Raw genomic sequence first — 12,910 nt, 5'->3', positions numbered from 1 at the left:
GTGCGCCTCATCGAATCCAAGGCCCGCCCGGACCTCGCGATGGTCGAGGCCCCGCTGACGTTCGGCATCGAGTCCAGCGCCGACAGTTACGACCGATACGCGTTGTTCGTCGAGATCATGCGCCAGCTGCAGGCCTGGAAAACGCCAACGGTCGTGGTGCACAACCTGACTCGCTGCAAGTGGGCCACCGGCAAGGGCGGTAAGAGCAGCAAGGAGCTCACCGCGAAAGAGCACAAGCGCGAGGTCCTCGCCGCGGTCCGCGCCACCTGGAAGCCGTGGGCGGGACACATCACGGACGACGACATCGGCGACGCGGTCACGCTCGCCGAGATCGGCGCCCGCAAGCTCGGCGAACCGCTGCACTTTAGCCCCCGCCGCCGACATGTCGAGGCGCTGGCGGGGATGAGCTGGCCCACGGATTTGGTCGGAAAAGTGGACAAACAGCAGGTAGGAGCGCCGCGTTGACCAAATGCCTTCAGTGCGACGCCAAGTCCCAGCTGTGGTTGTGCGCCACCTGCCAGGCCGACCTGCGCGACATGCTCGAATCGCTGCTCACCCGCCCCGATGACACCGGCCGCCTGCGTTACGGCCTGCTGCAGTACGTCGACGACGCCGCGATCGGCCACGCCAAGCTCGGCACCGACGGCCCGCGCGTCCGCAGCGAACCCGAGGGTCTCGGCAAGTACGCCGACCCCGCGCCCCACCACAACTACGAGGGGTTCACTACCGGCCAGACTGTGGGCCAGGCGCGCCTCGAGCGCGACCTCGCCGACCGCAAGTTCCCCGACCGCGTGCTCGCCGTGGGCCGCGTCAACGCCAGCGCCAGCCGTCTGGCCACCCAGTGGCGCGCCGTGCTGGCCCGCTGGTGTCAGGACGTGTCAGAGACCCGGGGAATCGTCTGGCGGCCGCTGCGGACCGCTGAGCCCGATTTCGTCGGCCCGCTGCCCGAGGGCTGGCGGCGGATGCCGCCCGCGCCAAACCTACGCATCGTCGATCCGGAATTCATCGGCCCGCTACTGCCGGGGTGGAGTCGCAAGCCGGCGGCCCCGGCATCGCGCTACGTCGCCACCTTGGCGGAGATGGCCGAGTGGCTCGCCCACCACGTCTCGGCGATCGCCGCCGGCGACGGCGCCCAGATCTGCTACCGGGAGATCCAGCACCTGATCGAGCGCAGCGAGAAGGTGATCAACCGGCCGGTGCTGCCACGGCTCATCGGGCCGTGCCCGACCTTCGACAAGAAGGGCGACCGCTGCATGCAGGAGCTGCGGGCCCGGCGCGACCGAACGCACGTCACCTGCACCAAATGCGATGTGACACACGAGGTCCGGGCGGTCATTGAGGGCTACCTGATGCGCAACCGGCACAAGCTGTTCACGCTTCCGCAGCTTGAGGAGATCCTGGAGCGCATCGAGGAGCCGGTGTCGGGCCGCACGCTGCGCCGCTGGCGGCAGAACGGCCAGCTCAAGCCGCGCGGATACTGGCGGCCCGACGGGCATCGCGGGACCATGCGCCGCAGCGGTGAGGACGTGCCGGGGTTTTGGCTCGAAGACGCGAGAAGGCTACGGGCGGAATCGGTTCGGATGGGAGCGCTGACGTGAGCGATTTCCTGGGCTACGTGGTGCTGACGAGATTCCCCGAACCTCGCACGCCCCACGGCTGGACCTACGAACCGCTCTCTGCGATCTTCTCCGGCCCGCGTGCTTTGATCCAGGCGCAGAACGTCTTCGAATCGCCGCGGCGTTCGTTGGATCCGATGGATTACGTGTTGGCGCAGTTGGTCGCGGTGTCCACGTGTAAGCCCGCGTGGCCTGACCTGTCCGGGCCGGTGGTGGTGCCGGCGGGAATCAGCGAACGGTTGGCGGCAGGAAGGAAAGCGGGATGATGCGCCGCTTAATCTGCCGGCTGCGCGGCCACCGCGTTCGGTTCGGCCGGTTCGACCGTGACGTTCTCGGGCATGACCTGATCTGCCTGCGCTGCGGGTTGTGCACACCGGCTGCGGAGGTACTTGGGTGGGTGGATGCGATGGGAGTGAAAACAAGATGAGGACCGCTAGCGACTACGTGCTGGACTTCCGCCTTGATGACGGCAGCGCGATGATGACCAACTTTCACGGCGTGCCGTGGCATGACGCACCGGCCCCACGCCGTTTGCATCTTTGCCGCCCACAAAGTGAAGGCTTCATCAACTACTTCACATTCATCCAGCGGTGCGCCTGCGGTGCTATCAGTATCGACGGCGGTCGGTGGAGCGATCGAAACTCAAAGAAGCGCAACTGAATAAGACGTTTATCGGCGAAGGGATAAACCGCATGGAATGGCCTGAGGTAGGCGTGCGCGGACGTGGCTCCCGCTTCTCGCTGGCGTACACACCGGATCACGGCACTCGGGTGCGCCTGCGAATAGACACCAGTAACGCCGTCCCCGTGCCGACCGTCTCCTACGGAGGTGTCGCAATGACCTGCACCGACACGGCACGGCATCGGGCACCAGCGGCTGAGCACCACTACGAAATTCTCAATCCCCCGATGGGCGCACAGGTCATCACCGGCACCTTCTCGGACGATATCTACTTTGAAGTGCGCCTGGCAGACGATGCCTGGGCCGATCTGACAGACCGCTCATATATCGGATCGGAGGACAAATGAGGTGGTGGCACCGGTTACGCGGGCACGATTTTATCCGCGTCTGGACAAGCATCGCCGGACTCCCGTACTGCTACTACGGCTGCGTGACCTGCGACAAGGTTTGGCCCAGGACGCCTCTCGACAGGGCCGATTGGCGCAACCCTAACCAGAGTTGGCGAGACCGAATGCGCCCATCCGTTATCGGCGATTCGTCCCATGAGTAACACGCCGCACCACCGCCTTTGCGGGCCACAGCTATCGGTGCCAGACGTCTACATCGAATGCCCGATACACCAACGCCCGACGTACTGGTGCGGCTGTATGTACCGCTGCCGCGAATGCGAACAGGAATCAGCCCTGAGCGGAGGAACGCAACATGAGTGAGACATGCAAGCACACGCCGCAGGAACACACCCTCAGCGGGTGTGCCGACATCGACATGCCGCCCCTGGCCGAAGACCGGACAGCCCAGATGCTGGGCATAGTTCCAACGCAGGCCGAGCACATCGCCAGCCTCACGTCCATGCTCAAAGAGTTCTACTGGCAAAGCATGACCGACGCCGGATCGCAGGCACTCGCAATGGAGCTATACCGTCGCGGCGCGCGGGCGCCACACGGACACACCCACCCGAGCGACGGAAGCGTCCCGCACTGGGTGGATGCGGAGGGCAACACCGACTGGGACGCTTATGCCGACGAGGCCGAGCAAGCGGCAGAACCGCCCCCCTGTGCCCACTGCGGCGGGGCCGCTCTTACAGGCGGCGATTACTTACACACCACCGAGTGCGGAACCTGACGCAAGGCTTTTGTATCGGCTCAACGAGAGGAAAGAGTAATGATCGACTGGATTCGCGGCTGGTGGGAAACGTTCCTGATCTGGGCTTTCGACCGGGAAACCTACCGCGCCCTGACCACACCGCTAAACCCCGATGACCTCGTGGATGCCCCGCGACCCGAGTAATTATCGGCGTTGAGTTAACAGGAGAAACAGATGAGCAAAGAGGCGCAAGCGCTCGCCAACCTCGCACTGATGCGCGACCAGAAGACTGTGTTCTATGGCGTGCGGGCGGTACTGAGCACCACACAGGACGACGCTGAGAAGCTCTCGGAGATCGCGGAACTCTATGCAGCGTTCGATGAGAGTCACCCGCAACTCGCCACTTGACATAATCGGGAATTATTCGGCGCGACGGAGCAAACATGATCGAACTACGCGCAAGCGATTGGTACACCGTGCCGGGCCGCGGCCAGATGGCCGCTGTCCATCTTCCAGATGTGCCTGGGTGCCCCGGCCGCATCAATAACGAGTCGCAGATACCTCTGCGCGTCGGCCAACACGTGCGCATCACAGATCGCGGCGATTATGAGATCAGGGGAATTGAATACGCGACAGCGCTGATAAATCCGCCGTTCATTAAGCCGGACGTGTGCTTGCGACTACGAAAGATAAGCTAGCCCTAGACGTCGTCGACACCTTCGACTTCGATCCTCCGTATCAAGCCCGGAAGTCCGCGCGGTGCTCAACGGGCATGTCCGACACACCACCAGCCACCAGTTAATGACACCTGTGTAGTTCGGTGCTACTCTGCAAACCAGCAGGTCACAGCTTTGGCCGCAAAATGTTGTACTGACGAGCCTATGGTGCGGGGTTAATCGCGCCGACAATGACGCCGCTACTGCTCAGGCAGGGCGGCGTTTCTGCTACCAGCCGACCCCCCCAAGCAGGAGCCCCCCGTGGCCATCATCCCCACTACCGCCGCCGTCAATGCCTGACCAAGGCGCCATCGACGTCATCGCCCAGTCGCTCGCCGGCGGCCTTGTCCACCCCGGCGACGACAAGACGCCCGCTTTCGGGCTACCCGCCCTGCCCGCCTATCAGATGGCGAAGTTCCCACCCGAAATGGCCGAGGACTTCGCCGCCGAAGCGGGCCTGCCGCACGTGGACTTCGCCAAGCTCAGCGCTGAAGCCCTGGCGCACACGCTCGAATCCGCCGGCAAGGAAATCGTCGACAGCGCCGAGCTGGCCCGGCTCCGAGCCCTTGACGCCGCGGCCGAACCACGCCGCAACCGCCACGTCCAGTTCCACTGCAAATGTGGGGTCATACTCTGGGGCGGCAATGTCGACGACCTCGACGGCGACAAGCCCACGGTGTTCGGCGCCCAGGTCATCCGCGCGGTGCAGCAGCTGCACCCGGAGTGTGCGCTGGGGCACCGGCAACCTGAGGCGCAAGCGTGAGCCGGTTCCTCGACTGGCTGGAGCTGAACGACTACGGCTACCCACTCGGCCTGGCTGCATACACGGGCGGCTGCATCGCACTGATCTGTGAGGCATGGCTAGTCGCAGCACCCCTGATTATTCTCGGTTTCGTGTTGTGCTGGTGGCTCGGCTGATGCCCCACATGCAGGTCATCGTCGACGGCCAAACCAAGTACGACGGACCCATCGACAGCTGGCAGCTACCCAGCGCGCCCCGGCTGATCCCCGAGGCCATGGGGTTGCAAGGTGGAGCTGATCGACCGGTCACGCCCATGGCCAAGCTGTTCATGCTCACCATGTTCACCGAGCTGATCGTCGGCACGCTCGAGCATCCGAGGATGCAGCCGCTCAAGGTGGACATGCAGCTGCGCGGCCCGGGCTGCTTCACCCTGACCGTGGACACACCAGCACCTGAACAACCAGCCATCGAAGCACCGAACTCAACGATCAGCGGCGACTGAGCAATGGCGACCACGGCCGAACGTGGATACGGTGCAGCCCACCGCCGCCGACGTGCACGCGAGGCCAAGCGGGTCAAGGCAGGTGTAGCCATCTGCTGGCGCTGCACCAAGTCGATTGCACCCGATGCAGAGTGGGACCTGGGTCACGACGACAACGACCGCACCAAGTACATGGGCCCGGAGCACGTCGCGTGCAACCGCGCCACGTCAACACACAAGGCGATGAACACGGTCGACACATCGCGCAACTGGTGAAAGTGGCTGCACCCCAACACCATCCGCATGGATGGTCGCGCGCAAGCTTCTGACCTGCGACGATTCCAGTCCACGGCCCGGACCAACCCCGGGGGGTGGGTCGCCATCGCGGGATCGGGGGCCCAAGCGCGACGGCCGGGTCGTCTGTCGTTTCCCTCCCCCGTATAGGTGAGACGCGGGGGCCCTATGTGCCACAACGTTTTTCGTGCACGCGTCGCAAACGAGAATCGTTGATAGGTAACGACTTTCGCGGACATCGACAGGAGGTGCTACGCGTTGACACGCAGACGTAAGTGCGAATGCTGCGGCACCTCGTACCAGGCGAAGGCGTCGCACCAGAAGTTTTGCAGTGGCTCTTGCCGTCTGCGGAACTCGCGTGGCGCCAAAGGGCATGCTTCGGATCCGGAGAACTCGCTGGTCAAGGCCACGCGGGCCGAGTTGGAAGCGGCGGGCAAGCTCGACACGATGCTGGGCCAGCAGGCCCTCGCCCTGGCCGCGCGGATGTCGGGCAGCGAGACGACGGGCGGCATCGCGTCGCTGTCTCGCGAACTGCGCACGGTGATGGCCGCGGCGATCGGCAGCGCTCCGGCCGCCCCGCCGGCGCCGGGTACCGGCGATAGCGTCGACGAGTTGAGGGCGCGGCGTGACGCTAAGCGCGCTGGTTAAGCCCGCCTACTTCACCCACCCGGAGTTCGGGCAGACGCTGGGCCCGGAGGTGTGCGACCTCGCGACGCTGGCGGGCATGCCGCCGGATCCCGAGCAGGAGCTGGCGCTGAACGTGCTGTTCGCGCTCGGTCCGAATCCGATGACCTCGGCCGTGTTCGAGTTCGCCGCCATCTGTGCGCGGCAGAACATGAAGGCCCTGGCGACTTCGACACCGATGCTCACCGGCCGGGGCTGGGTCGCAATGGTCGACATTCGCCCTGGCGATCGCGTCTTTCATCCGGCGGGCCATATGGTCGCGGTGACGCACGTCAGCGATGTGAAGCTGGGCCATCAGTGCTACCGGGTGACCACGACCGACGGCCGATCGCTGGTCGCTGATGCAGGTCACCTGTGGACGGTTTTCGATCGCGCCATGGGGCATAGCGGTGCGTGGCGCACTATCACCACGGCCGACATCGTCGGCACTGGCGTGCAGCGATCTCAACGCGGGCGACGCACTGTCATCACCAACGGCATCAGCTACCAAACGTCGGAGTTTCGATACCAGCTGCCAGCTCAGGAGCCGCTGAAGTCGCCTGATGTCGATCTACCTGTCGACCCGTACCTATTCGGGGCCTGGCTGGGCGATGGCAAGTCGAACTGCGCGAGCATGTCCGCCCACGCCGACGATGTCGAGTACTGGGCCGGCGCCATCGAGCGGGCCGGATTCATTCCCACAGTTCGCGTCGACCGGACCTGCTCGGCGTTGGGTATCACCAGCGCGCCCGGCCCCGGCAGGCATCAGCGGACCTTCGGCGGCATACTGCGCCGCCTAGGTGTCTTGGGCAATAAGCACGTCCCCGACCAGTACCTGACGGCAGGCACCTCGCAACGCGAAGCCCTACTTCAGGGTCTCATGGACACCGATGGCACCATCCACCGCAGGTCTGGGCAGGCGACGTTCACCACGACCCGCGAGACCCTGTCCGATGCGGTCGTGTACCTGGTCCGATCCCTCGGGTGGCGGGCATCGGTCAAGCGGGGCCGCGCGATCCTCAATGGCCGCGACTGCGGGCCGAAGTTCTATGTGACCTTCACACCGAAGGCGGTCGACCCCTTCGCGCCGTTCCGCATGCCACGCAAGGCTGTGCGCGTTCAGCCGGCCGACGGCGGCAAGGGCCGGTTCACCGTCTCGATCAAGTCGGTGGATCTCGTACCCACGGTGCCGGTGTGTTGCATCAAGGTCGATAGCCCTGACGGTCTATTCCTGGCCGGCCGCGACCTGGTCGCCACACACAACACCGCGACCATGCAGATGGCCGCGCTGGGCTGGCTGTTCGTCACCGATCAGGAGTTGGTGGTCTGGTCCTCGCATGAGATGGACACCACCACCGAGGCGTTCGACGACATCGTGAACCTGATCACCGACACCCCGGCACTGAGCAAGCGGCTGGACCCGGATTTCGGCAAGGACCCGGGCATCAAGCGCGGCAACGGCAAGGAGCTGATCAAGCTCCGGCCGAGCGCGGAGTGTCCGCACGGTCAGCGGCTGAAGTTCAAGGCCCGTACTCACGGCGGCGCCCGGGGTCTGACGGGCAACAAGATCATCCTCGACGAGGCGTATGCGCTGAAGAAGGTCCATATGGGCTCGCTTCTGCCGACGCTGTCGGCGGTCAAGGACCCGCAGGTGTTTTACGGCTCGTCGGCGTGCCACCCGGAGTCCGACGTGCTGCGCGCGCTGGTCGCCCGCGGCCGCGCCGGCACCAGCCCGCGGCTGGGCTACATCGAGTTCTGCTCGCAGCCGGAAGAGAATCCTTGCGCCGACGAGGCGTGTTCGCACGCTGTGGACGTCGAGGGGTGCGCGCTGGATGACATCGAGTACATCCGGCAGGCCAATCCGGCCCTGGAGCGCCGGATCACGATCGACTACATCCGGGCGGAGCGCGAGGCGCTGCCGCCGGAAGAGTTCGGCCGCGAGCGGGCGGGCTGGCACGACAAGCCCGACACCTCGACTGAGGCGCTGATTCAGCCCGACGCGTGGGGCGCTCTGGCAGATCCGCAGTCCGAGCCGGTCGATCCGGTGGCGTTCGGGGTGTACGTGAAGCTGGACCGCACCTCATCGGCCATCGGAGTGGTCGGCCGGCGCGCGGACGGCAAGCTGCACGTCGGCATCGTGCCCGCGGTGCGTGGCAAGCAGATCGACTCCCTGCCGGGCACCGCGTGGATCGCCGACCGCATCAAGGAGCTGGCCACCCAGTGGAAGCCCTGCGCGGTGGTGATCGACGGCCATTCGGCAGCCGCGTCGCTGATCACCACGATCGAGGGCCAGGGCGTCGAGGTCGTCAAGTCCAACGGCACCGATCTGGCCAAGGCGTGCGGCGCTTTCCACGACGCGGTGACGGCCGATAAGGACAGCGCCGCCAGCCTGCGGCACCGCGGCGGTGTTCCGCTGGCGCGGTCGGTGACCTCGGCCAAGAAGCGGGACCTAATGGACGCCTGGGCGTGGGACCGCAAGGACAAAGACAGCGATATCACGCAGCTCATGGCGGTCACGTTGGCCATGCATGGGCTGATCGAGCACGGCAACCAACCGCCCGTCGAGGTGTGGGGGCCGTTTTGGACCTGACAGGAGCCTCGGTGACAGCGATTCAGGCAGTGTTCGCCGCCACCGTCGCGGCGGTGACGGTGTGCATTGGCCTCGTGGTCGCCGGCGTTGCGGTACTGGCTGGCGTCGGCTGGGCGCTGGTGGCCGCCGGCGGGCTCCTGGGCCCCACGGCCGCGGCCACCGGATGGCTGGTCCTGCGTGAGGACAGCGCCACGTGAGGCTGTTGGACCGCCTGCGCGGCGCGCAAAGCCCCGAGCGGATGACGCTCGACGAATACGGGCAGATGGTCAGCCTGTACATGCAGTCCGGGCTCGGCTATCAGACACCGTCGCTGATGCAGACCTTGGCCGGCACCGGCACCGAGCGCCCGGCCGACAACTTCCAGGGCCTCGCGACTCAGGCGTATGCGGCCAACGGCGTGGTGTTCGCCTGCATGCTGGTGCGCCAGCTGGTGTTCTCCAGCGTCCGGTTCCAGTTCCAGCAGTTCCTCAAGGGCAAGCCGTCGGACACCTTCGCGGACGAGACGCTGCGGGTGCTGGAGCGGCCATGGTCGGGCGGCACCACGCAGGACATGTTGAGCCGGATGATTCAAGACGCGGACCTGGCCGGCAACAGCTACTGGGTGCGCCAGGGCGACGAGCTGGTGCGCCTGCGCCCCGACTGGGTGCAGATCATCGGCAAGCCGCGCACCATGGACAAGGCGTCCGGCGGCCGCGGCACCGGCCAGGTCGGCTGGGTCAAGATCGGCTACCTGTACACCGAGGGCGGCGCGGCATCGCAGAACGAGGGCGTCCCGTTCACCGTCGACGAGGTGGCGCACTTCGCCCCGATCCCTGACCCGCTTGCGGTGTTCACCGGCATGTCCTGGCTGACGCCGATCCTGCGGGAAATCCAGGCGGACCAGGCGATGACGCGGCATCAGCGGAAGTTCTTCGACAACGGCGCCACGGTGAACATGATCATCAAGCACCCCGCGGGCGCGGACCCCGCGGCGGTGCAGAAGTGGGGCGACGAGCTGCAATCCAAGCTCGGCGGCGTGGAGAACGCCTGGAAGAACCTCAACCTGTACCCCGGCGCAGACGCGACCGTGGTGGGCTCAAACTTCCGCGAGATCGACTTCAAGAAGGTCCGCGGCGGCGGCGAGACGCGGGTGGCGGCCGCAGCCGGCGTCGCGCCGATCATCGTGGGTCTGTCCGAGGGGCTTGAGGCGGCGACGTACTCCAATTACGGCCAGGCCCGGCGCCGGTTCGCCGACGGCACCATGCACCCACTGTGGGGGAACGCCGCAGGCTCGCTTGAACGCGTCGTGCCGCCGCCGAGAGCCTCGGCACGGCTCTGGTACGACGCCACCGACATCCCGTTCCTGCGCGAGGACGAGGCCGACGCGGCGAACATCGCCGCCGTCCGTGCCGCCACGATCAACACCTTCGTGACGTCAGGGTTCACCGCGGAGTCGGCCGTGAAGGCGGTCGACTCCGGCGACATCAATCTTCTCGTCCACTCCGGGCTGACCAGCGTGCAGTTGTTCCAGCCCGGCGCAGGACCGCCGCCTGCGGCCAGCACCAACGGCGCCGAGACCAAAAGCGTCCCACCGCTCATGCTTCTAAGGAGGAACAGTGACGGCTCGACAAGCCTCGAAAGCGCCCCCGCGTGACGACGTCTGCCGCTCAGTCCCTTTCACCCTCACCCGCGATGGCGAAGGTGAGGGGAACGACGGTCTGACCTTCGAGGGGTACGGGGCGGTCTTCAACAGCCCGACCCGGATCGACTCGTGGGAGGGCACGTTCGACGAGCAGATCGCGCCGGGCGCGTTCCGTAAGTCGTTGCGGGAGCGGACGCCGAAGTTCCAGTTCGACCACGGCCACCACCCGTTGATCGGGTCGATCCCGATCGGCACCATCACCAATATCGAAGAGGACGACCGCGGCCTGCACGTCCAGGCTCGTCTCGGTCAGCACATCATCATCGACCTGATCCGCGAGGCGATTTCCACCGGCGCGATCGACGGCATGAGCTTCCGGTTCTCGGTCGTCAACGACGAGTGGCGGGACAAGAACGGCAAGGTCATCAAGACCGAGAGCGAGCTGATCAGCCTGCTCAACGCTGAGGATCCGGAGCGGTTGCCCCTGCTGCGGACACTCAAGGAGGTCAAGGTCGCCGAGGTCGGGCCAGTGGTGTGGCCGGCCTACGAAGAGACCTCGGCTGCGGTCCGTTCGGCGGGAATCGTCGAGATCGACCGGGCCAGATTGCAGGAACCGGAGCAGCGCAGACTGCTCGCTGAACTTCTACTGCGTGCCGACGCCGCAGCAGAGAACGCCCCCGAGCGGGGCGAGTCCGATGAAGAGCCGCAAGACACCCCCGGTGGGGCCGTCGAGCACTCGGATGAGGACAACGACGAGCCGCGAACCACCTCACCCGAGGCCGGGGAGCACTCAACGGAATCCGCACCCGACAACCCTTCCGCCGATCCGGCCACCGAAGCGCGCTCATCGCTAAGCGAGAAGCTTTTCGATGACGCGTTCGAATTCGTCCGGCTCACAAGGGAATCGACACCACCCATGAAAGGGGTGAACTGATGAAGATCAAGACCATCGCCGAAGCGATCGAGCGCGAGAAGAACATCCAGGACGAGCTCCAGCGGCTCAAGAACAAGGAGACCAAGTCCGCCGAGGACCACGCCCAGGTGCCGGTGCTGTTGGACGAGTTCCGCGAGGTGCACGCGCTGCGCCTGGACCTCGAGCACGATGCGGCGCTGGCCGAGGTTCGCGCCGCCGGCGAGCCGTCGACCGCCGCGGCTGACGACACTCGCGGCGCTACGGTCGTGGACCAGAAGCCTGAGAAGCGTTTCGGCGCCCAGCCGGGCAGCATGGGCAAGTACCGCGACCCGTGGAACACCTCGGAGATCCGCTACGGCGGCCCCGGCGTGAACGGTGAGCTGCGTTCGCGCGCGCTGAATTGCGTCGAGAGGATGCCGTTCGCCGAGGACAAGGTCCGCGAGGCCGCCACCCGGTTCGTCGAGCGCGACGACGAGCGGAACATGAAGGCCACCGAGTTGGTGCTGAACACCACCTCGCCGCTCTACGGCCAGGCGTTCACCAAGCTCATCCGGGCCAACGGCCAGATGGCGGCGCTGACCGCCGAAGAGCAGGGTGCCATCTCGCGTGCAATGACGCTGACCGACTCGGCCGGCGGCTACCTGGTGCCGTTCCAGCTCGACCCGACCGTCATCCTGACGGCCAACGGCTCGGTCAACCAGATCCGCCAGATCTCCCGCGTGGTCACCGCCACCGGCGACACCTGGAACGGCATCTCCTCGGCCGGCGTCACGGGCTCATGGGACGCGGAGGCTGCCGAGGTTTCCGACGACGCGCCGACCCTGGCGCAGCCCAGCATCCCGATCTACAAGTTCCAGGTGTTCGTGCCGGTCTCGCATGAGATCGCCATGGACGCCCCGGGCCTGGCCAACGACGTCGCCAACTTCATCGCGTTCGAGAAGGACGCGAAGGAGGGTGTCGCGTTCGCCACCGGTTCAGGTTCGGGCCAGCCGACCGGCATCGTGACCGCCCTGGTGGCCAGCTCGCCGACGGTGATCGTCACCTCGGCGTCCACGGATACCTTCGCCCTGGCGGACGTGTACAACCTCGACGGGGCGCTGCCGGCCCGCTACGCCGCCAACGCGTCGTGGCTCGCGCATCGCAAGATCTACAACCTGATGCGCAGGTTCGACACCGCGGGCGGCGCCGCGCTGTGGGGCTTCCTGGCCGACGGCCGCAAGGCCGACCTGCTGGGCCGTCCCGACTTCGTGTCGGAGGCCATGGACGGCGTCATCGACGGCTCCGCGGAGAACTACGCGCTGGTGTACGGCGACTTCCAGAACTACGTGATCGCCGACCGTCTGGGTGTGACCATGTCCTACATCCCGCATCTGTTCGGCGGGAGCGGGCGGCCCACCGGCCAGGCCGGCTGGCACGCCTGGTGCCGCGTGGGTGCGGACTCGGTCAACGACGCCGCGTTCCGCCTTCTGAACGTCACGTAGTCCCGAGCAGAGACCGAAAACGGCTGCGG

General features: G+C 66.1%; 19 protein-coding genes. All 19 read left to right on the top strand.

What is annotated here, in order from left to right:
* Positions 1-465 (top strand): hypothetical protein (locus tag AC5Y5V_RS29585; RefSeq protein ID WP_499942442.1); only part of this gene is annotated, 465 nt, incomplete at its 5' end.
* Complete coding sequence (locus tag AC5Y5V_RS29580) at positions 462-1,598, top strand: hypothetical protein (protein ID WP_499942438.1); 1,137 nt, start codon at positions 462-464, stop codon at positions 1,596-1,598. The genes AC5Y5V_RS29585 and AC5Y5V_RS29580, both read left to right, overlap by 4 nt.
* A complete protein-coding gene (locus AC5Y5V_RS29575) occupies positions 1,595-1,882 on the top strand; it encodes a hypothetical protein (protein ID WP_499942436.1) in 288 nt (95 codons plus the stop codon). The genes AC5Y5V_RS29580 and AC5Y5V_RS29575 overlap by 4 nt, the downstream gene beginning before the upstream one ends.
* A 157-nt stretch (positions 1,883-2,039) precedes the next feature.
* Positions 2,040-2,276 (top strand): hypothetical protein, encoded by a 237-nt coding sequence (locus AC5Y5V_RS29570; RefSeq protein ID WP_499942433.1) that lies wholly within the window; start codon positions 2,040-2,042, stop codon positions 2,274-2,276.
* Entirely contained in the window at positions 2,243-2,644 is a 402-nt protein-coding gene (locus AC5Y5V_RS29565) for a hypothetical protein (RefSeq protein WP_499942429.1), read from the top strand. The genes AC5Y5V_RS29570 and AC5Y5V_RS29565 overlap by 34 nt, the downstream gene beginning before the upstream one ends.
* Positions 2,645-2,999: 355 nt before the next feature.
* Positions 3,000-3,419: a hypothetical protein gene (locus AC5Y5V_RS29560; RefSeq protein WP_499942427.1), complete on the top strand. Its 420-nt coding sequence runs from the start codon at positions 3,000-3,002 to the stop codon at positions 3,417-3,419.
* 39 nt (positions 3,420-3,458) lie between these two features.
* A complete protein-coding gene (locus AC5Y5V_RS29555) occupies positions 3,459-3,584 on the top strand; it encodes a hypothetical protein (RefSeq protein WP_499942424.1) in 126 nt (41 codons plus the stop codon).
* Between the two features lie 30 nt (positions 3,585-3,614).
* Positions 3,615-3,788, top strand: a complete 174-nt coding sequence (locus AC5Y5V_RS29550; protein WP_499942422.1) for a hypothetical protein — start codon at positions 3,615-3,617, stop codon at positions 3,786-3,788.
* Between the two features lie 35 nt (positions 3,789-3,823).
* Complete coding sequence (locus AC5Y5V_RS29545) at positions 3,824-4,078, top strand: hypothetical protein (RefSeq protein WP_499942420.1); 255 nt, start codon at positions 3,824-3,826, stop codon at positions 4,076-4,078.
* A gap of 310 nt (positions 4,079-4,388) precedes the next feature.
* Positions 4,389-4,859 (top strand): hypothetical protein, encoded by a 471-nt coding sequence (locus tag AC5Y5V_RS29540; protein WP_499942418.1) that lies wholly within the window; start codon positions 4,389-4,391, stop codon positions 4,857-4,859.
* Positions 4,856-5,014, top strand: coding sequence for a hypothetical protein (locus tag AC5Y5V_RS29535; protein ID WP_499942415.1), 159 nt, complete (start codon positions 4,856-4,858; stop codon positions 5,012-5,014). Before AC5Y5V_RS29540 ends, AC5Y5V_RS29535 begins: the two co-directional genes overlap by 4 nt.
* An 8-nt stretch (positions 5,015-5,022) precedes the next feature.
* Positions 5,023-5,340 carry a hypothetical protein gene (locus AC5Y5V_RS29530; protein ID WP_499942413.1) on the top strand — a complete coding sequence of 106 codons (318 nt, stop codon included), beginning with the start codon at positions 5,023-5,025 and terminating at the stop codon, positions 5,338-5,340.
* Between the two features lie 3 nt (positions 5,341-5,343).
* Positions 5,344-5,595, top strand: coding sequence for a hypothetical protein (locus AC5Y5V_RS29525; protein ID WP_499942411.1), 252 nt, complete (start codon positions 5,344-5,346; stop codon positions 5,593-5,595).
* 276 nt (positions 5,596-5,871) lie between these two features.
* On the top strand, positions 5,872-6,261 hold the full coding sequence (locus AC5Y5V_RS29520) for a hypothetical protein (RefSeq protein WP_499942408.1): 390 nt from the start codon (positions 5,872-5,874) through the stop codon (positions 6,259-6,261).
* A complete protein-coding gene (locus AC5Y5V_RS29515) occupies positions 6,239-8,866 on the top strand; it encodes an LAGLIDADG family homing endonuclease (RefSeq protein ID WP_499942404.1) in 2,628 nt (875 codons plus the stop codon). Before AC5Y5V_RS29520 ends, AC5Y5V_RS29515 begins: the two co-directional genes overlap by 23 nt.
* Before the next feature lie 11 nt (positions 8,867-8,877).
* Positions 8,878-9,063, top strand: a complete 186-nt coding sequence (locus tag AC5Y5V_RS29510; protein WP_499942400.1) for a hypothetical protein — start codon at positions 8,878-8,880, stop codon at positions 9,061-9,063.
* A complete protein-coding gene (locus AC5Y5V_RS29505; RefSeq protein ID WP_499942397.1) occupies positions 9,060-10,499 on the top strand; it encodes a phage portal protein in 1,440 nt (479 codons plus the stop codon). Before AC5Y5V_RS29510 ends, AC5Y5V_RS29505 begins: the two co-directional genes overlap by 4 nt.
* The gene (locus AC5Y5V_RS29500; RefSeq protein ID WP_499942395.1) at positions 10,462-11,421 is read left to right on the top strand and encodes an HK97 family phage prohead protease; all 960 of its coding nucleotides are present in this window, start codon (positions 10,462-10,464) and stop codon (positions 11,419-11,421) included. The genes AC5Y5V_RS29505 and AC5Y5V_RS29500 overlap by 38 nt, the downstream gene beginning before the upstream one ends.
* Entirely contained in the window at positions 11,421-12,881 is a 1,461-nt protein-coding gene (locus tag AC5Y5V_RS29495; RefSeq protein ID WP_499942392.1) for a phage major capsid protein, read from the top strand. The genes AC5Y5V_RS29500 and AC5Y5V_RS29495 overlap by 1 nt, the downstream gene beginning before the upstream one ends.
* Positions 12,882-12,910: the final 29 nt, after the last annotated feature.

It is taken from the genome of Mycobacterium sp. NGS68, assembly GCF_059812195.1.
The sequence above is the reverse complement of the archived record's forward strand: the minus strand, read 5'-3'. Positions and strand labels throughout refer to the sequence as shown.